15 protein-coding genes are annotated in these 18,764 nt (G+C 66.7%); 9 read left to right on the top strand and 6 right to left on the bottom strand.

The annotated features are described in order from the left end of the window. Positions 1-31 precede the first annotated feature (31 nt). A protein-coding gene (prfB, locus tag HV786_RS06070; RefSeq protein ID WP_108696343.1) for a peptide chain release factor 2 occupies positions 32-1,136 on the bottom strand; the annotation gives its coding sequence in 2 pieces (ribosomal slippage) (positions 32-1,054 and positions 1,056-1,136; 1,104 coding nt in all). A gap of 255 nt (positions 1,137-1,391) precedes the next feature. Between prfB and HV786_RS06065 the strand changes: the two genes are divergently transcribed. After that, positions 1,392-2,702, top strand: a complete 1,311-nt coding sequence (locus tag HV786_RS06065; RefSeq protein ID WP_128828488.1) for an MFS transporter — start codon at positions 1,392-1,394, stop codon at positions 2,700-2,702. Between the two features lie 125 nt (positions 2,703-2,827). On the opposite strand, the gene recJ is transcribed toward HV786_RS06065, so the two are convergent. Both recJ and HV786_RS06055 read right to left on the bottom strand, forming a co-directional pair. Beyond that, positions 2,828-4,528: a single-stranded-DNA-specific exonuclease RecJ gene (recJ, locus tag HV786_RS06060; RefSeq protein WP_175210295.1), complete on the bottom strand. Its 1,701-nt coding sequence runs from the start codon at positions 4,526-4,528 to the stop codon at positions 2,828-2,830. Further along, positions 4,510-5,460: a hypothetical protein gene (locus HV786_RS06055; RefSeq protein WP_175210293.1), complete on the bottom strand. Its 951-nt coding sequence runs from the start codon at positions 5,458-5,460 to the stop codon at positions 4,510-4,512. Before HV786_RS06055 ends, recJ begins: the two co-directional genes overlap by 19 nt. 130 nt (positions 5,461-5,590) lie before the next feature. On the opposite strand from HV786_RS06055, the gene HV786_RS06050 reads away from it, so the two are divergent. The 3 genes from HV786_RS06050 to HV786_RS06040 all read left to right on the top strand — a co-directional run bounded on the left by HV786_RS06050 (position 5,591) and on the right by HV786_RS06040 (position 8,476). After that, the gene (locus tag HV786_RS06050; protein ID WP_056318935.1) at positions 5,591-6,871 is read left to right on the top strand and encodes a lipoprotein-releasing ABC transporter permease subunit; all 1,281 of its coding nucleotides are present in this window, start codon (positions 5,591-5,593) and stop codon (positions 6,869-6,871) included. Then, on the top strand, positions 6,864-7,577 hold the full coding sequence (locus HV786_RS06045; RefSeq protein ID WP_128828487.1) for an ABC transporter ATP-binding protein: 714 nt from the start codon (positions 6,864-6,866) through the stop codon (positions 7,575-7,577). Before HV786_RS06050 ends, HV786_RS06045 begins: the two co-directional genes overlap by 8 nt. 80 nt (positions 7,578-7,657) lie before the next feature. Further along, entirely contained in the window at positions 7,658-8,476 is an 819-nt protein-coding gene (locus HV786_RS06040) for a TatD family hydrolase (RefSeq protein WP_128828486.1), read from the top strand. Between the two features lie 37 nt (positions 8,477-8,513). Here the strand turns inward: HV786_RS06040 and HV786_RS06035 are convergent, their stop codons facing one another. Continuing rightward, positions 8,514-9,920 (bottom strand): HAMP domain-containing sensor histidine kinase, encoded by a 1,407-nt coding sequence (locus HV786_RS06035; protein ID WP_128828485.1) that lies wholly within the window; start codon positions 9,918-9,920, stop codon positions 8,514-8,516. Further along, positions 9,920-10,633: a response regulator transcription factor gene (locus tag HV786_RS06030; RefSeq protein ID WP_062840754.1), complete on the bottom strand. Its 714-nt coding sequence runs from the start codon at positions 10,631-10,633 to the stop codon at positions 9,920-9,922. Before HV786_RS06030 ends, HV786_RS06035 begins: the two co-directional genes overlap by 1 nt. A 211-nt stretch (positions 10,634-10,844) precedes the next feature. Between HV786_RS06030 and HV786_RS06025 the strand changes: the two genes are divergently transcribed. The 5 genes from HV786_RS06025 to HV786_RS06005 are packed head-to-tail and all read left to right on the top strand — an operon-like array spanning position 10,845 to position 16,611. Continuing rightward, a complete protein-coding gene (locus HV786_RS06025; RefSeq protein ID WP_128828484.1) occupies positions 10,845-12,866 on the top strand; it encodes a ligand-gated channel protein in 2,022 nt (673 codons plus the stop codon). Between the two features lie 42 nt (positions 12,867-12,908). Further along, entirely contained in the window at positions 12,909-13,859 is a 951-nt protein-coding gene (locus HV786_RS06020; RefSeq protein WP_128828483.1) for a siderophore ABC transporter substrate-binding protein, read from the top strand. Positions 13,860-13,887: 28 nt separating this feature from the next. After that, positions 13,888-14,880, top strand: coding sequence for an ABC transporter permease (locus HV786_RS06015; protein WP_128828482.1), 993 nt, complete (start codon positions 13,888-13,890; stop codon positions 14,878-14,880). A 1-nt stretch (position 14,881) separates the two neighbouring features. Further along, a complete protein-coding gene (locus tag HV786_RS06010; protein ID WP_476691490.1) occupies positions 14,882-15,856 on the top strand; it encodes an iron chelate uptake ABC transporter family permease subunit in 975 nt (324 codons plus the stop codon). After that, positions 15,853-16,611 carry an iron ABC transporter ATP-binding protein gene (locus tag HV786_RS06005; protein ID WP_128828481.1) on the top strand — a complete coding sequence of 253 codons (759 nt, stop codon included), beginning with the start codon at positions 15,853-15,855 and terminating at the stop codon, positions 16,609-16,611. Before HV786_RS06010 ends, HV786_RS06005 begins: the two co-directional genes overlap by 4 nt. 16 nt (positions 16,612-16,627) lie before the next feature. Here the strand turns inward: HV786_RS06005 and HV786_RS06000 are convergent, their stop codons facing one another. Further along, on the bottom strand, positions 16,628-18,748 hold the full coding sequence (locus HV786_RS06000; protein ID WP_128828480.1) for a 5'-nucleotidase C-terminal domain-containing protein: 2,121 nt from the start codon (positions 18,746-18,748) through the stop codon (positions 16,628-16,630). Positions 18,749-18,764 lie beyond the last annotated feature (16 nt).

Raw genomic sequence — 18,764 nt, 5'->3', positions numbered from 1 at the left:
GGGAGCGTGAAAGCGGGAAGAATCGCGGAACTTAGACGTTTTGCTTCAGGCTGGCCTGGATGAAGGGATCCAGGTCGCCGTCCAGCACTTTCTGCGTGTTGGAGATTTCGACGTTCGTGCGCAGGTCCTTGATCCGGCTCTGGTCCAGCACGTACGAACGGATCTGGTGGCCCCAACCCACGTCGGTCTTGGAGTCTTCCAGCTTCTGCTGCTCGGCCATGCGGTTACGCATTTCCAGTTCGTAGAGCTTGGACTTCAGCATCTGCATGGCTTCGGCGCGGTTGCGGTGCTGCGAACGGTCGTTCTGGCACTGCACGACGATGCCCGTCGGGATGTGCGTCAGGCGCACGGCCGAGTCGGTCTTGTTGATGTGCTGACCGCCCGCGCCCGAGGCACGGTAGGTGTCCACGCGCAAGTCGGCGGGGTTCACTTCGACCTCGAAGGAATCGTCGACTTCCGGATACACGAAGACGCTGGCAAACGACGTGTGACGGCCGCCCGATGAGTCGAAGGGGCTTTTGCGGACCAGGCGGTGCACGCCGGTTTCGGTGCGCAGGTAGCCGAAGGCGTAGTCGCCCTCGATCTTGATCGTGGCCGACTTGATGCCCGCGACTTCGCCGTCGGATTCTTCAAGGATCTCGGCCTTGAAGCCCTTGCGTTCGGCGTACTTGAGGTACTGGCGCAGCAGCATCGACGCCCAGTCCTGCGCTTCCGTGCCGCCCGCGCCCGCCTGGATGTCCAGGAAGCAGTTCAGGGGATCGGCCGGGTTGGAGAACATGCGGCGGAATTCCAGGGCTTCGAGCTTTTCCTGGAAGGCGTCGGCGTCCTGTTCGATCGCTTCGAGGGTGTCGCCGTCATCGTCGGCGGCGGCCATTTCGAAGAGTTCCTGGGAATCGGCCACGCCGGCGCCCAGGCTCGTGAGCGTTTCCACCACGTCCTCAAGCGATTTCTTTTCACGGCCCAGGTCCTGGGCGTGCTTGGGGTCGTTCCAGACGGCCGGGTCTTCGAGTTCGGCGTTTACGACTTGGAGGCGTTCAGCTTTGGCATCGTAGTCAAAGATACCTCCGTAGAGCCTGTTCGCGCTCCGCGTAGTCGGCGAGGCGGGCTGCGAGCTGGTTCTGACGTTCGGCTTCCATGATGATCCTGTCCTGATGACTTTGTGCGAAACCTGGCATTTTACCGTGGATGGAGCCTGTTCGCGGGCGGGCGTCGCGGGCACGGGCGGCGGGTCCTATTTCCCGGGGCGCGCGGGGGCAGATCCAGTTGTTCAGTTTTTTGTCAACCCGACGGCTCTAGCCTTGGCTGGTGGCCGTGATGTCCCCGTTTGGGGCGCGGACCGCGACGACGCCGGCCTCGCGCCGGCCTATCCCGCCAGAGGAATGGAGACAGTGATGGAAAACACGATGCCCCCCGGGGTCTCGCCGGCGCTCGGCGCCAGCGAAGAGGACCGGATCTACCGCAAGGTGGGCTGGCGGCTGGTGCCGCTGCTGGTGGTCTGCTATGTGGTGGCGTACCTGGACCGCGTGAACGTGGGGTTCGCCAAGCTGCAGATGCTGCAGGAACTGCAATTCAGCGAGACGGTGTATGGACTGGGCGCCGGTATTTTCTTCATCGGCTACTTTCTCTTCGAGATTCCCAGCAACATCATCCTGCACAAGGTGGGGGCGCGGATCTGGATCGCCCGGATCATGATCACGTGGGGCATCATCTCCGCCTGCATGATGTTCGTGACCAGCGCGCATATGTTCTACCTGCTGCGATTCCTGCTGGGCGCGGCCGAGGCGGGCTTCTTCCCGGGCATCATCCTGTACCTGACCTATTGGTACCCGGCCGCCCGGCGCGGACGCATCACCACGTTCTTCATGACTGCCGTGCCCATGTCCGGCCTCATCGGCGGCCCGATTTCCGGATGGATCATGGCGACGTTCCACGGCGAGCACGGCCTGTCGGGCTGGCAGTGGCTGTTCCTGCTGGAAGGGATTCCGTCGGTGGTGATCGGCGTGCTGGTGCTGATCTATCTGGATGACCGCATCAACAAGGCCAAGTGGCTGACGGCCAATGAAAAGGCCGTGCTGATCCGAAATATCGCGGCCGAGGAACAGCAAAAGGAAGATCCGCCGATCCGCGCCGCGCTGACCAAACCGCGGGTCTGGGCGATGGCGCTGATCTACTTTTCGTTCGTGATGGGGCTGTATGGGGTGGGCTTCTGGATGCCTAGCCTCATCAAGAGCACCGGCGTGCAGAGCCCGCTGGCGATCGGTCTGCTGACGGCGGTGCCCAACCTGTTCGCCGTGATCGGCATGATCCTGATTTCGCGCAATTCGGACAGGCAGCGCGAGCGCCGCTGGCACGTTGCGCTGCCGGCATTGTTTGGCGCCGTGGGTCTATTCCTGTCGGCCGTGTGGAGCGGCAACACGGTGCTGGCGATTTTCGCGCTGACCGTGGCCAACATCGGCATTTGCACGGTGCTGCCGCTGTTCTGGAGCCTGCCGACGGCGCTGCTCGGCGGCACCGCTGCCGCCGCGGGCATTGCGCTGATCAACTCGGTGGGGAACCTGGCCGGCTTTGTCAGCCCGTATCTGGTGGGCTGGTTGAAGGACATGACCGGCACCACGAATACGGGGCTGTACATGCTGGCCGGCTGCCTGGTGGTGGGCGCGCTGGTGGCGCTGGCGCAGCCGGCGAAGCTGGTGAATAAATAGCGCCGCTGGGAGGCGGTGTCTGACACCCTGGGCAGAGGCGCGTCGGCTTGGGCCGGCGGCTCAGAGGGTGTCAGACACCTGCGTGCGCCGACGGTGCCTCACATGGTGCGAGACACCGCCGCGCATTACCCGGCGTGTTCGATGACCAGTTGCACCGACACCATGCCATTCCAGACGTTTTGTTCCAGGCGGTACGCCGCCTGGATATGTTCCGGCAGCGATTGGTCGTGGCCGAACCAGATGGCGTCGAAGCGTTGGTGTCCGCGTTCAAGGGACAGCTTCAGGTGCTTCTCGCCGACCAGCCGCTGGTTGCGCACGGTGAATTCGTCCAGGAACAGGGGGGCGGCAAAGCCGGCACCCCACACCTGCTGTTGAAGCATGCCGGCCACGTCGGCGTTGGCGTAGCCGGTTTCCAGCGAGCCGTCGGTTTCGATGACGGGTTCGAAGGTGTCGCGTCCGGTGAGTTCGCGCACCGCGGCGTCGAAGGCGGGGGCGAAGGCAGGGAAATCGGCCTTGCCCAGCGTTAATCCGGCTGCCATCGCGTGGCCGCCGAACTTGCGGATCAGGTTGGGATGGCGCTTGGACACCAAGTCCAGCGCGTCGCGCAGGTGCACGTCGGGGATCGATCGGCCAGAGCCGCGGATCTCGTCGTCGCCCGCGGGCGCGAAGGCGAGGGTGGGGCGCCAGAATTTTTCTTTCAGGCGCGAGGCGACCAGCCCCACGACGCCCTGGTGCCAGCCCGGGTCGAACACGCAGACGGTCGCGCCTGCGGCGGCGTCGGGCGCTTCCATGGCGGCCAGCGCCTGCTCGCGCATCTCGGCTTCGATCGTGCGGCGTTCGCGGTTGATGTTGTCCAATTCACGCGCCATTTCCAGCGCCTGCGCCTCGTCGTCGGTGGTCAGGCAGGCGATGCCCAGGCTCATGTCGGCCAGGCGGCCCGCGGCGTTGATGCGCGGACCCAGCGCGAAACCCAGGTCGAAGCCGTTGGCGCTGCGCGGCTCGCGGCCGGCGACGGCGAAGAGCGCGCGCAGCCCCGGCTGCAGGCGGCCGCTGCGCATGCGCTGCAGGCCTTGCGTGACCAGCAGGCGGTTGTTGGCATCGAGCTTGACCACGTCGGCCACGGTGCCCAGCGCAACCAGGTCGGACAGCGCATCCAGGCGCGGCCCGCCGTCGGGGGCATACACGCCGCGGCGGCGCAGTTCGGCGCGCAGCGCCAGCATCATGTAGAAGATGACGCCCACGCCGGCCAGGTTCTTGGACGGAAAGCCGCAGCCCGGCTGGTTGGGATTCACGATCGCCAGCGCGTCGGGCAGGGTGTCGCCCGGCAGGTGGTGATCGGTGATGACGACGCCGATGCCCGCGGCGTTGGCCGCGGCCACGCCGTCGACGCTGGCGATGCCGTTGTCCACGGTGATGATGATGTCGGGCTTGCCGGCGCGGTGGCGGCAGGCCAGCTCGACCACGGCGGGCGACAAGCCGTAGCCGGTTTCGAACCGGTTGGGCACCAGGAAGTCGACATCCGCGCCCATGGCCGACAGCGCGCGCAGGCCGACCGCGCAGGCGGTGGCGCCGTCGCAATCGTAGTCGGCCACGATCAGCAGCTTCTTGCCCGCCTGGATGGCGTCGGCCAGGACGGCGGCGGCGTGCGCCGAGTGCGTTAGACCCGCCGGCGGCAGCAGGGACGGCCAGGCGAGGCGGGTCTGGTCGGGATGGGTCACTCCACGCGCGGCCCACAGGCGGGCCAGCAGCGGATGGACGCCGGAGGATTCGAGGATTTGGCAGGCGGCCAGGTTGGCCGGACGGATCGTTAAGCGGGGTGAGACCACCAGGCGCTCCAGTTCTTCTTGGGCGCGGGCAGCAAGCCAAGCAGGCCCCCGCGCGGTTTCAGGTCAAGGGCAGCCTGGCGGTCATCGCCCAGCAGCAGCAGTTCGATGGGCGTGGAGGGCAAGCCTTTGGCGGCCGCCAGCGGGCGCAGATGGCGCGCGTCCAGGTCAGCCAGCGCGTCGAGCCAGGCGGCCCAGTCGCCGGCGCGTTGCGGCGCGTCCAGTTCCGTCAGCACCTGGGCCGGGGAGGCTGGCGCCGCCGTCCAGGGCGTGCCGCCGCCATACAGCCACAGGGCGTTCACGGGCGGCAGGCCGCGCGCGGCCCGGTCGTCGTTGACGGGGTGCTCGTGCCACGCCATCTGGATTTCATTGAGCAAGCGCCGCCACGGACGCGCTTCAGCATCCTGGCGCCACCAGTCGTTCAGGCGCTTTCCGGCCACGGCCGCCGGGCTGGCCGTCTGGGGGCGCAGGTCCGCCGGCAGGTGCAGGCGCCACCGCTGGGGCGAAAGCGGCTCGACCGAGAAGCCGGTGCCGTCAAAGAGGGGGCGGGCGGTCTCGAGCAGGGCGGCCGATTCCGGTCCGGTCAGGTCCATCGACGCGGGATCCAGCAACGAGGCCTGGTCCGCGCCCAGGGCAAGATGCACCAGTTCGCAAAGCCAGACGGGCTCTTGCGGCGAGGCACGGGATTGTTCTGCGGCCAGCAGCGGGCCAAGGCCCGCGCTTTGCAGCAGGCCGGGCTCGGCGGCGTACCCCGCGCGCGCAAGTTGCCAGGATTCGAAGGCTGTGCAGCCGTGCGCGCGCAGGTCGTAGGCCTGCGGACGGGCAGTTGCGGCCTGCAGCCAGCCGTGCAGGGTGGGCGCGCGCTCGGGCAGGAGCTTGGCCAGTTCGGCGGCGACGGGAAGGGCGGGCAACGCGCCCGGAATGACGATCAGCATGGCCGCGATTGTAGTCCGCGGCGGCATGGGGAACTTAGCGCCGCCAGGAATTGCCATACGTTGTCACGGCTGGTCTAGGATCCGCACATCCGCGCGGCGATTTGCGGACGGTTAATGCAATAATGCGCACGTGCTGAAAATACCCTACGAACTATGGATCGGCGCCCGCTATGCGGGTCTTGCCCGTATCCGCCAGCGACGCGGCCGCCGCGATCGCTTCATCTCCTTCATCGCCGCCAGCTCCATGGCGGGCATCGCGCTGGGCGTCGCCGCCCTGATCGTGGTGTTGTCCGTGATGAACGGCTTTCAGAAAGAAGTGCGCGACCGCATGCTGTCGGTGCTGCCGCACATCGAACTCTACCTGCCCGGCGCGTCGCCCGAACGGGTGCTGGAGCAGTGGCAACAATTTGCCACCGCCGCCGAGCGCAACCCCGAGGTCAAGGCGGGCGCGCCCTTCGTCGCGGCGCAGGGCATGCTGGTCAGGGGCCAGGCGCTGCGCGGCGTCCAGGTGCGCGGCATCGATCCGGCCACCGAGGGCAATGTGTCGGACCTGCCCCGGCAAATGGTGTCGGGCAAGCTGACAGACCTGAAACCCGGCGGCTTCGGCGTGGTGCTGGGCAATGAACTGGCCGACGGCATGGGCGTCAAGGTGGGCGACACGCTGCTGATGATGGCTCCCCAGGGCTCGATCAGCCCGGCTGGATTTGCGCCGCGCATGCGTCAGTTCACCGTGGTGGGCGTGTTCTCGTCCGGCCACTATGAATACGATTCCTCGCTGGCTTTCGTCGATAACGAAGACGCCGCGCGCGTCTTCCGCGAAAGCGGCACCGCCGGCGTGCGCCTGCGCATCGCCGACATGCAGAAGGCGCCCGAGGTGGCGGCCGAGCTGCGCAACGTCCTGCCGCCCTATGTCATGGCCAGCGACTGGTCGCGCAACAACCGCACCTGGTTTGCCGCGGTCCAGACCGAAAAGCGGATGATGTTCCTGATCCTGGCGCTGATCGTGGCCGTGGCCGCGTTCAACCTGCTGTCCTCGCTGGTCATGGCCGTCAAGGACAAGCAATCGGATATCGCCATCCTGCGCACGCTGGGCGCGGGGCCGGGCGAAGTGGCCCGCATCTTCCTGGTGCAAGGCGCGCTGATCGGCGTGATCGGCACCTTGCTGGGTGTGGCCGGCGGCATCGCCATCGCCTACAACGTCGATGTGATCGTGCCGTTCATCGAGCGCATGCTGGGCGTGCACTTCCTGCCGCGCGAGATCTATTTCATCAGCGCGCTGCCGTCCGATCCCCAGGTGGGCGACATCGTCACCATCGGCGTGACCTCGCTGGTGCTGTCCTTGCTGGCGACCTTGTATCCGAGCTGGCGCGCCTCGCGTCTGCAACCCGCACAGGTGCTGCGCCATGATTGATTCCCCGACGCACACGCCCCTGGCCGGCGCCACCCCGGCGCTGCAGGCCGAGAACATCGTCAAGGTCTATGACGAAGGCCCCGCCCGCATCGAAGTGCTCAGCAATGTCAGCCTGTCCGTCGCGCGCGGCGAGATGGTCGCCATCGTGGGCGCCTCGGGATCCGGCAAGAGCACCTTGCTGCATATCCTTGGCCTGCTCGACGTGCCCACCAGCGGTTCGGTCACCGTGGATGGCCAGTTGGGCGTGGGGCTGTCCGAATCGCGGAAAAGCGCTGTTCGCAACCGCAGCCTGGGCTTTGTCTACCAATTCCACCATCTGCTGGCGGAGTTTTCGGCGCTGGACAACGTGGCGATGCCGCTGATCGTGCGCCGCGAGAACCGCGACAAGGCGCGTGAGGCCGCGCGCGAGGTCCTGGGCCTGGTGGGCCTGTCGGCCCGCGAGGGCCACTTTCCGGGGCAGTTGTCGGGCGGCGAACGCCAGCGGGTGGCGCTGGCGCGTGCCCTGGTGACGCGACCGGTGTGCGTGCTGGCCGACGAGCCCACGGGCAACCTGGATCGGCACACCGCCCACAACATGTTCGAACTGCTGACCCGGGTGAACCAGGAATCGGGCACGGCATTTGCGATCGTGACGCACGATCCCGAACTTGCCGCCCGCGCCGACCGTCAGTTGCTGATGGAAAACGGCCGCCTGGTGTCCGGCTAGCCCGGTCCGCAGCGAAAGCCGCCGGTCGCTGGCCCGCGCGGCGGCCGCGGGCGGATAATCCGCATTCGGAGGACACGCCCATGCTCATCGACACCCACTGCCACCTGGACGCCCCTGAATTCGACGCCGACCGCACCGAGGTCGCGGACCACGCCGCCCGCGCCGACGTCCAGGCCATTGTGATCCCGGCCATCGAACGGGCCAACTTCGCCATCGTGCGTGACCTGGCCGCCAGCATCGCCGGCGGCGCCTACGCGCTGGGCATTCATCCCTTGTACGTCCAACGCGCTGACGACGCCGATCTGGACGCGTTGCGCGAGGCGATCAAGGCATCGCTTGGCGATCCGCGCTTTGTCGCCATCGGCGAAATCGGACTGGATTTCTTCGTGCCGGAAATTGCCTCCGGCGCGCCGCGCGAGCGCCAGGAGCGCTTCTACGCCGCCCAGCTGGACATGGCCGTCGAATTTGACCTGCCGGTGCTATTGCACGTGCGCAAATCCCAGGACATCCTGCTGAAGTACCTGCGCCGCCATCCGCGCATCGGCGGCATTGCGCACGCGTTCAATGGCAGCGCCCAGCAGGCGCAGGCCTTCATCGATCATGGATTCGCGCTGGGGATGGGCGGCGCGATGACGTTCGAGCGCGCGCTGCAGATTCGCCGGCACGCGGTGGACGTCGGGCTGGAGCATCTGGTGCTGGAGACCGACGCGCCCGACATTCCGCCCGCCTGGCTGCACGAGCCTAACCGCCGCAATCGGCCTGGCGAATTGGCGCGCATTGCCGAGGTGCTGGCGGAGCTGCGCGGCATCACGCCGGGGCAGGTGGCGCACGCGACGACCGCCAATGCCATGCGGGTGTTGCCCCGGTTGCCCGCAGCCATCCTGGCCGACGCGGACTGACCGCCACGTCCTCGACCCGGGCGCCGTGCCCGCCGTGTCAGGCCGGCGGCGTTGTCAGCAGCGGCAGGTCCATGCGCACGCTCAGGCCGTGCGGCGCCACGTTGCGGGCCGATATCGTTCCCTTGTGCGCGGCGATTGCGGCTTGCGCAATCGACAGGCCCAGCCCCGCGCCGCCGCCTGACGTGTTGGCGGCGGCGGCCGATCCCGCGCGATAGAAGGGCTCGAACAACGACGCGAGTTCCTGCGTGGCGACGCCCGGACCGCGGTCTTCGATCTCAAGGCTTGCCTCGGTGGCGCTGGTCAGCAAGCGTACGCGTATGACGCTTTCGGCGGGCGCGTAGCGCAGGGCGTTGCGCAACACGTTCTCGATCGCGCTGGCCAGGCTGGCGCGGTCGGCGGCGATCAGGATGGGCGCCGGCGTTTCCCAATCGATGCGCAGGCGCCGGCCCTCCGCCTCGTAGCGCGCGTCGTCCACCACGCCCGATACGACTTCCGACAGATCCAGCGGTTCGGTGGGCACGGGCAGCGCGCCCACGCGGGCTAGCCGCAACGTGTTGCCCACCAGCGCGTCCAGGCGTTCGCATTCGCGTTCGATGCGGTCCAGTTGCAGATCGCGCCGTTCGTCGTTGCGCCGCGCCAGTTCCGAGGCCAGGCGCAGGCGCGCAAGCGGCGAGCGGAGTTCGTGCGCGACGTTATGCAGGAGCTGCTCGCGCGTATCGACCAGCGCCTTCAGGCGCACGGCCATTGCGTCGAAGTCGCGCGCCAAGAGGCCGAGCTCGTCCTTGCGCGTGGCAAGCTTGGCCGGGGTGTGTGTGTCCAGGCGTCCCGCGGCCAAAGCATGCGTGGCCTGGCGCAGTTGCGCGAGCGGCGCGGTGATGTGGCGGGTCAGCGCCCAGCAAAAGGGAGCGGTGACCGCCAGCGCGAACAGCAGCAGCGCGAGCGCGACGGGCGACAACGCCAGCACCTCCCAGCGCGACGAGTCAAATGGCAGGAACAGCATCAGCATTTCCGAGCCGTCCGGCAGCATCAGCGTCTGGGGTTCCCACCAGGAGACGCGCTCGCCCGCGGGATCGGCCGGCGCATAGTCGGACTGCGTCGCCCGGTCGGGTCCCGCGCGGTACGCGACCAGCCAGTCGTGCAGCCGCGTGGGCAGGCGCCTGCCCAGGATGTCCCGGTCCTCTGCATCCATGATGTAGATCTTCAGCGCCGAGTAGTTGTCGTCCATGGCGCGGACCCAGCGCGCCAGGCCCCCTTCGCCCTGTGTGCGCGCCACCTGCGCCGCGTCGCGCGTGAGGTTGCCCGGGTTCAGGCCATCCAGAGAATTGAAGCGGTACCAGGCCACGCTGGCGGTCAGCACCATGCCGCAGACCAGGATGACCGCCATGGCGCCCCAGAACGTCAGGAATGCGCGCCAGAAGAGCGAGCGGGCGGGCAGCAGCGTCATCACGCGGCGCCCGCCAGCACGTAGCCCAGCCCGCGCAGATTCCGGATGGACAGCATGTCGGCGTGTTGATCCAGGCGCAGCTTCTTGCGCAGGCTGCTGATGTGCGTGTCGATGCTGCGGTCGTACCGGTCTGGGGTGCGGCCCAGCGCATACAGGCCGATCTGGTCGCGTGCGATCACCTGGCCGGGCGCGCGCATGAGGATTTCCAGGATGCGCTGTTCCGCGCCGGTCAGCATGACCTCGTCCCCGCCCAGGCGCGCGCGGCCCGTGGCCGGATCCAGCGAGAGCGCGCCCAGGCTCAGCGACGGGCTGGCGGGGGCGGGGGCTTGCTCGAAGCGGCGCAGCACGGCCGTGATGCGGGCCTTCAGTTCGCGTGGGCTGAACGGCTTGGCCAGGTAATCGTCGGCGCCGAATTCCAGCCCCAATACGCGGTCGGTCTCGCCGCCGTGCGCCGTGAACATGATGACGGGGCGCCGTGAGCGCTGGCGGTAGTGCTTGAGCAGGTCCAGACCATTGCCGTCGGGCAGCATGAGGTCCAGGAGCACGAGGTCAAAGTCGTCCTGCGCCAGCAGGGTCTGGCCTTGCGAGCGGGTGTGCGCCAGCGTGAGCTGGCACTGATTCGGTTCCAGGTATTCGCGCAGCATCTGCGCCAGTTCGACGTCGTCGTCGATGAGCAGGATGCGGCGCGCCACCGCTGAATGATTCAAGAGCATGCGTGTTGGGCGTCGTGCATCCGGCAGTTTGGCCGAAGGGTGCACGGCGCAGTGTCAAGAAGTGCAAAGAAGATAAAAGTTGCGGAAAGCGTGTTGCCGCGTGCTGCAAGCCCCAATTCTAATATGAGAATGGTTTTCATTAATAAGTGGGAGCCGGCGTAACGCCGCGCGTGGGGCGCGGAGCAAACCGGGGACGGGAGAAGTTGGAATCATGAGCAGGAAAGAAGTGGCCACGGGCCAGCGCATCGCCGCGTCGCGCACGCAACTGGCCGCCGCCTTGTGCGCCGCGGGTTTCGGCATTGCGCCACAAGCGGTCTGGGCCCAGGCCGCGGACGCCACCACGACGATGGACACGGTGGTCGTGACCGCCAGCGGCTTCGAGCAGCGCATCCAGGATGCGCCCGCCTCGATCAGCGTGATCACGCGCGAAGATCTGGACAAGAAGTTCTACCGCGACTTGAACGACGCGCTGGTGGAAGTCCCCGGCGTCATCGTCACGGGCGGCGGCGACCGCCAGGACATCAGCCTGCGCGGCATGGGGCCGAAGTACACGCTGATCCTGATCGACGGTAAGCGCCAGAACTCGCGCGAAACCCGCACCAATTCGGATTCGACGGGCGTCGAAGGCGGCTGGACGCCGCCGCTCTCGGCCATCGAGCGCATTGAAGTCGTGCGCGGGCCCATGTCGTCGCTGTACGGCTCGGACGCCATGGGCGGGGTGATCAACATCATCACGCGCAAGGTGCCTGAAGAATGGCATGGCGAAATCCGCATGGATACGACCATCCAGGAAAGCAGCAAGTCGGGCGACATCTACCAGGGCAATTTCTACCTGGCCGGCCCGATCAAGAACGACCTGCTGGGCCTGCAGATCTACGGCCAGGCCACGCAGCGCGACGAAGACGACATCTACAACGGCTTTCGCAAGCGCAATGCCGAAAGCGTGACCGCCAAGCTGGCGCTCACGCCCAACCGCGATCACGACATCGTGCTGGAAGCGACCACGATGCGCCAGAAGTTCCAGGACACCCTGGGCAAGACGGTCGAGCCGCTGCCGCCCGGCACCGCGTGCCCGCGCACGGGCTGCCCGGCGTCCTCGGAAACCGATTACCGCAGCAGCAAGTGGGCGCTGTCGCACACCGGCCGCTGGGGCTGGGGCGTGTCCGACAGCTACGTGCAGCAGGAAGAGTTCGACAACCGCTCGCGCCAGATGAAGATCAAGAACCTGGACCTGCAGACCAGCTGGTCGCTGCCGCTGGGTTCGCACATGCTGACGCTGGGCGGCAGTTACCTGAACCAGCGCCTGAACGATCAGACGGGCAACCAGCTTGTCGGCGGCCCGAGCAAGGTCGAACGGTATCAATGGGCATTGTTCGCCGAAGACGAATGGCGCCTGACCGAAAGCTTCGCCGTCACGACCGGCCTGCGCATGGACCAGGACGAGAACTTCGGCAGCCATTTCAGCCCGCGCCTGTACGGCGTGTGGCACATGGCCGAACGCTGGACCCTGAAGGGCGGCGTCTCCACGGGCTTTCGCGCGCCCGACCTGCGCCAGACCGTGGCCGGCTGGGGCCAGACCAGCCGTGGCGGCAACATGTACGGCAACCCGGACCTGACGCCCGAAAAGTCCGTGACCCAGGAAATCGGCCTGCTGTATGACGACGGCCAAGGCGTGAGCGCCGGCGTCACGCTGTTCAACAACGACTTCAAGGACAAGATCACCCGGGTGGCTTGCCCCTTGACCCAGTGCACGGACGGTCCGAACCAGTTCGGCTCGAATCCCACCACTTACATGAACGTGGACAAGGCCGTGTCGCGCGGCGTTGAAGCCAGCCTCAAGTTGCCGCTGGCGGCCGACTGGTCGATGACTAGCAGCTACACCTTCACGAAGTCCGAGCAGAAGTCGGGCCAATACAAGGGCGAGCCGCTGAACCAGTTGCCCAAGCACCTTTTCACCACCACGGTGAACTGGCAGCCGTCCGACGCTCTGCAGGCCTGGGCGCGCGTGAACTTCCGCGGCCGCGAGAGCCAGCCGGTGACCGGCCCGTCCTCGGACGCGCTGGTGGCCCCGTCCTACACCTTCGTGGACCTGGGCGGTTCGTACGCCGTGAACAAGACCGTGTCGGTCTACGCCGGCATCTACAACCTGTTCGACAAACAGGTCGCCTACGACGACTTCGGCTATGTCGAGGACGGCCGCCGCTACTGGCTGGGCGTGGGCGTGAAGTTCTGAGTTTGACGGGGCGCGAGAGCGCCCCATTACAGAGAGGTTTGCATGAACAATGGAAAACAGGCGGGCGCCGCCCGCCGCTGGGCAACGCGCACCGGCATGGCCTTGGCGCTGAGCGCCGCGGCAGCGGTTTGCGCCGCGCAGTCCACCACGCCGGTCAAGCACGCGCGTGGCGAGACCGCGGTGCCGTCGAACCCAACCAAGGCCATCGTGCTGGACCTGGCCGTGCTCGATACCTTGCACACGCTGGGCGTAGACCCCGTGGGCGTGCCCAGCGCTGCAAAGCTGCCGCCGCACCTGAGTCAGTTTGCGGACAAGCGTTACCTCAAGGCAGGCACGATGTTCGAGCCCAACTACGAGGTCATCCACGCCGCCGCGCCGCAGGTCATCTTCGTGGCGGGCCGCTCGGCGCCCAAGTACGACGAGCTCTCCAGGATCGCGCCCACGGTCGACCTGACGGTTGACGCCAAGGATCTGGTCGGCAGCGTCAAGCGCAACACCGAATTGCTGGCCGCGCTGTACGGCAAACAAGACGAGGCGAAGGCAAAGCTGGCGGCGCTGGACGCGTCCATTGCGTCGCTGAAGGGCAAGGCGGCCAACGCTGGCACGGCGCTGATCGTGCTGACCACCGGCGGCAAGATGAGCGCCTACGGTCCGGGCTCGCGGTTTGGCGTGATTCACGACGCGTTCGGCGTCAAGCCCGCCGCGACGGGCCTGAACGTGTCGAACCACGGCCAGGCGATCTCGTTCGAGTTCATCGCCCAGACCGATCCGGACTGGCTGTTCGTCATCGACCGCGACGCCGCCATCGGCCGCGAGGGCGTGTCGGCCGAGCGCATGCTGGACAACGAGCTGGTGCGTCCGACCAAGGCCTGGAAGAACCAGCGCGTGGTGTACCTGAACGGCTTTAACTGGTACTTGCTGGGCAGCGCGGGCCTGACCGCGATGCAGCAGAACGTGGACCAGATCGCGGCGGCGTTGGCGCAGGGAAAGTAAGCAGCATGCAAGACGGGAAGGGCGGCTGGTGAACTGGCGGCGCGCAATCGGCGGGTGGGGCGGCCTGGCCGCCGTGGTGGTGGTATTGCTGCTGTTGTGCGTGGCCAGCGTCAGCGTGGGCGCGGGCCAGATGCCGTGGACCGCGCTGTGGGACGGCGGCGAGGCGGGCGAGCGCGCGTGGCGCCTGCTGATGGTCAGCCGCATTCCGCGCACGCTTGCGCTGCTGCTGGCGGGCATGGCGCTGGCCGTGGCCGGCCTTATCATGCAGATGCTCGTGCGCAACCGCTTCGTCGAGCCCACGACGGCCGGCACCGTCGAGTCCGCCACGCTCGGCATTCTGGTCATCACGCTGCTGGCGCCCGATACGCCTGTCATCGGCAAGATGCTGACGGCCACGGGCTTCGCGCTGGCGGGCACCTTGCTGTTCTTGGCCCTCTTGCGCCGCGTGCCGCTGCGCACGCCGTTCATCGTGCCGCTGATCGGGCTGATCCTGGGCGGCGTGATCCAGGCGGTCACTACCTTCGTGGCGTACCGCTTCGATCTGCTGCAATCCCTGCATGCGTGGACGACCGGCGACTTCTCCGGCGTGCTGCGCGGCCGCTACGAACTGTTGTGGATCGGCTTTGCGCTGGCCTGCGCGGCCTATGCCGCCGCCGACCGCTACACGGTTGCCGGCATGGGCCGCGAGTTCGCGTCCAACCTGGGACTGAATCATGCTCGGCTGACGCTGGTGGGCCTGTTGATCGTTTCCGCCATTTCAGCGGTGGTGGTCGTGACGGCCGGCAGCATCCCGTTCCTGGGCCTCATCGTGCCCAATGCCGTCAGTCTGGTGCTGGGCGACAACATGCGCCGCGCCATTCCGTGGGTGGCGCTGCTGGGCGGCGTGTTCGTGCTGGCCTGCGACATCATTGGCCGCCTGGTCATCCATCCCTACGAAATCCCGATCGGGACGGTGGTGGGCGTGCTGGGCAGCATTCTGTTCTTGTGGCTGCTGCGCACGCGGAGCAATCGCGTTGGCTGATATCTCGATACCGCCCTTGGCCGCGCGCGCGCCGCAGACGTGGCGCCTTGCGGCGCTGGGCGCTTTTGCGCTGCTCTGCATCGTGGCCTTCATGACGCTGGGCGCCAATGGCCAGTGGTCATTCGTCATTCCTTTTCGCGGCGGCAAGCTGCTGGCGATGTTGCTGGTGGCTTATGCGGTGGCCGTGTCTTCGGTGCTGTTCCAGACGATCACCCACAACCGCATCCTGACGCCGGCCATCATGGGCTTCGATGCGATGTACCTGCTGATCCAGGCGGTTGTGGTGTTCGGCTTTGGGCAGGCAGCGGCCACCGCCAGTCATCCGGTTGCGGCTTTTCTCCTGGAAGTGTGCGCGATGACGGCGTTCGCGTGCCTGCTGTTCCGGTGGCTGTTCTCCGATGCCGTGCGCAGCCTGCATCTGATGATGCTGGTTGGCATCGTCTTTGGACTGCTGTTTCGCAGCCTGTCCAGTTTCGTCGTCCGGCTGATCGATCCGAATGAATTCCTGGTGCTGCAGGACCGCATGTTCGCCAGCTTCAATTCGGTGCGCATCGAATTGCTGCCGATCGCGCTGGCGGCCGTCTGCGCGGCTTCGCTCCTTATCTGGCGCATGCGCCGGCGCTACGACGTGCTGGCGCTGGGGCGCGATATCGCCTTGAACCTGGGCGTGGACTACCGGCGCACGCTCATGCTGACATTGGCGGCCATTGCGGTGCTGGTGTCCGTGTCGACGGCGCTGGTCGGGCCCGTCACGTTCTTCGGCCTGCTGGTCAGCAACCTTGCGTATCACGCCATGGGGTCGGACCGGCATCGGCACACCGTGCCGGCCGCGATGCTGCTGAGCGTCATATTCCTGGTCGGCGGCCAGACGTTGCTGGAGCGCGTGCTTGGGCTGAACACCACCGTCAGCGTGGTGATTGAATTTGTGGGCGGCGTGATGTTCCTCGTCCTGATCCTGCGCAGGGGGCGCCGATGATAGAAATCCAGAACGTCAGCAAGCAATACGGCGACACTGTCGTCATCGACGATGTCAGCCTGGATCTGCCGGCAGGCGGCGTCACCGCCATCATCGGGCCCAACGGCGCGGGCAAGTCCACCTTGCTGTCCATGGTGAGCCGGCTGTTGCCGATGAGCGCGGGGCGGGTGCTGGTCGAAGGCCTGGACGTGACGCGCGCCGACAGCCGTGAACTGGCCCGGCGCCTGGCCATCCTGCGTCAGGACAACCACCTGCCGCTGCGGTTGACGGTCAGGGATCTGGTGGCGTTTGGCCGGTACCCGCACACGGGCGGGCGGCTGACGATGGATGACAAGGTCCATATCGACCAGGCCATCGCGTATCTGAATCTGGAGCCGCTGGCCGGTCGCTACCTGGACGAGATGTCCGGCGGCCAGCGCCAGCGCGCGTTCGTGGCCATGGTGCTGTCCCAGGACACGCGCTACGTGTTGCTGGACGAGCCGCTGAACAGCCTGGACATGAAGCACGCCGTCGCCATGATGGGCACGCTGCGCCGGGCAGCCGATGAACTGGGCAAGACGGTGGTGCTGGTGCTGCACGACATCAATTTCGCATCCAGCTACGCGGACCGCATCGTGGCGATGCGTCAGGGGCGGATCGCCCGGCACGGCACGCCGGCCGAACTGATCCGGCCGGTCGTGCTGAGCGATCTGTACGAGCTGCCGATTGACGTGCACGAAATCGGCGGCAAGCGTATCTGCGTGTACTACCGGTAAGGCGGTGAGCGACCGCTTACTGGGTCAGATCAATCGCGTAACGTGACAGCTGCGTCACCGGGTCCGGCGTCGCGTCGTACACCGAGACGTTGGTCACGCCGTGCGCCGTGGCCATCGCCAGCGTGCCCGGCACCGACGAAAACACCACCGGTCCGGCAAGCCCGCTCACCTGCGTGAAGCGCCAGCTGCGATCCAGCCCGAAAGTGGCCAGGTCGAGCGTGGGGTTCTTCTTGATGTAGGCGATCAACACGTCGCGGCTGGCATCCGGCGCTTGCAGCACGATGTCGCCCTTGCCGCCGGCCAAACCCGGGAAATCGCCGCCACCGCTGGCGCGGTAATTGTTGGTCACCACCAGGAACTGCGCGGTCAGGTCCAGCGGCGCGCCGTTGTACGTCAGCGCCGTGATGCGCGAGCCCTTCGGCTGCGTCACGTCGATTTCATACCGCAGCGCGTTGCCCGCCGCATACAGCACGTCGAAGTTGAACGTGGGAAAGCCGGTGTCGATCAGGTCCTGCGGCGCGACCTGTGCGGGGTCGATCTGCTTGAACTGCTCGGCCGTCTTCTCCAGCCACTGGCGCACGATGTCGCCGCTGACACGCACCACTTGCAGCGTGTTCGGGTACAGGTACAGGTCGGCCGCGTTGTTGATGGCGACGTTGCCTTGCTTCACATACGTGAAGTCTCCGGGACCGTTGCGGCCGCCCTTGAACGGCGCTGCGGCCGACAGGATCGGCAGGGCCGCGTACGACGGACTGTTCTTGGCAATGTAGTCGGACAGGTAGTCGATCTGCGCCATGTTCACGATCTGCAGCGCGGACACGTCGCCCGCCAGCGCGTAGTACGTGGCCATGTCGAACTGGCTTTGGCCGATCGGGGTCTTCACGTAGTCGATGGTCGCGGCGTGCTCGGCCTGCACCAGCTGCTGCGCGGCCGAGTCAGGCGCGACGTAGGTCGCGGGCGTGGATCCGCTTTGCGCGGTCAGCCTTGTCGAGATGCGCTGCACCTGCGTGGCGTCCTTCTGCACCTTCCAGCCCTGGTCATACGCCAGCTTGAGCGTGATCTGGCCCAGGTTGTTGCCCCATTGGCCAGCTTGCACGGTGGGCACGCCGTTGATCAAGCCCTTTTCCAGTTCGACGCCCGGCTGCCCGGCGAACTGCGACTTGGCGTTCGTGTCGGGAAAGAGCAGATGTTGGTGCCCCGTGATGAGCGCATCGATGCCCGCCACCTGGCTGAGATAGCCCGCGCCGTTCTCCATGTCGGGGCTGTAGGCCGTGGCCAGGTCGATGCCGCCGTGCGCCAGCGCCACCACCAGGTCCGCGCCCGCGGCCTTCATCTCCGGCACATAGCGCGCCGCGGTCTCCTTCCAGCCCGTGACTTCCACGTGGCCTTCCAGATTGGCCTTGTCCCATTGCATGATGGGCGGCGGCGCAAAGCCGATCACGCCCACCTTGAGGGGCACGTCGATGGACTTGCCGGTGGTGTCGGTCGCCTTGAAGGTCTTTTCCAGCAGCACGTACGGCTTGAAGATCGGCTGCTTGGAGGCTGCCGAGACAACGTTGGCCGACACGAACGGGAATGCCGGGGCAACGCAATCCTTGGCGCCCGCCGGGTTCGTCTGCGCCGTGCCCTTGCCGATGCCGGCCAGCCCGAAGTCCACATTGGTGATCTGCGACAGATAGGGCAGGCCATAGTTGAACTCGTGGTTGCCCATCGTGGCCGCGTCGTACGACAGCAGCTTCATCTGCTTGTAGATCGCGATCATGTCGGAACACTGCACCGGCGACACCAGCGCTTGATAGTCCGACAGCGCCGTGCCCTGCACCGTGTCGCCGTTGTCGAACAGCAGCGTGTTCGGGTGCTGCTTGCGCGCATTGGCGATCAGCGTGGCTGTACGGTCCATGCCGTAGCTCTTGTCTTCGGCAAGCTTGTAATAGTCATAACCGAGCACGTTCGCATGCAGGTCCGTGGTGCCCAGAATCGCGACGTCCAGCGTGGCGCCTTGCGGCACGCTGGCCTGCGGCGGCCTCTCGGGCACGGCAGTGTCGTCGTCATCGTCATCGCCGCCGCAGGCAGACAAACCGGCTACCAGCGCAAAGCTGGCGGTGACTGCATAGATCTTGCGTAGGTGTGGCTTCACCGTCTTTCCTCCGTGT

Source organism: Achromobacter mucicolens, from assembly GCF_902859725.1.
GTDB classification, from domain to species: domain Bacteria; phylum Pseudomonadota; class Gammaproteobacteria; order Burkholderiales; family Burkholderiaceae_B; genus Achromobacter; species Achromobacter mucicolens.
Note: the sequence above shows the minus strand (reverse complement) of the source record. Positions and strands in the feature narration are given on the sequence as shown.

What these genes read in the sequence shown, in the direction of transcription:
- HV786_RS06065 (WP_128828488.1), top strand. Translation starts at nt 1,392, where the DNA reads ATGGAAAACACGATGCCCCCCGGGGTCTCGCCGGCGCTCGGCGCCAGC.
- HV786_RS06055 (WP_175210293.1), bottom strand. Translation starts at nt 5,460, where the DNA reads ATGCTGATCGTCATTCCGGGCGCGTTGCCCGCCCTTCCCGTCGCCGCC.
- HV786_RS06045 (WP_128828487.1), top strand. Translation starts at nt 6,864, where the DNA reads ATGATTGATTCCCCGACGCACACGCCCCTGGCCGGCGCCACCCCGGCG.
- HV786_RS06040 (WP_128828486.1), top strand. Translation starts at nt 7,658, where the DNA reads ATGCTCATCGACACCCACTGCCACCTGGACGCCCCTGAATTCGACGCC.
- HV786_RS06035 (WP_128828485.1), bottom strand. Translation starts at nt 9,920, where the DNA reads ATGACGCTGCTGCCCGCCCGCTCGCTCTTCTGGCGCGCATTCCTGACG.
- HV786_RS06030 (WP_062840754.1), bottom strand. Translation starts at nt 10,633, where the DNA reads ATGCTCTTGAATCATTCAGCGGTGGCGCGCCGCATCCTGCTCATCGAC.
- HV786_RS06025 (WP_128828484.1), top strand. Translation starts at nt 10,845, where the DNA reads ATGAGCAGGAAAGAAGTGGCCACGGGCCAGCGCATCGCCGCGTCGCGC.
- HV786_RS06020 (WP_128828483.1), top strand. Translation starts at nt 12,909, where the DNA reads ATGAACAATGGAAAACAGGCGGGCGCCGCCCGCCGCTGGGCAACGCGC.
- HV786_RS06005 (WP_128828481.1), top strand. Translation starts at nt 15,853, where the DNA reads ATGATAGAAATCCAGAACGTCAGCAAGCAATACGGCGACACTGTCGTC.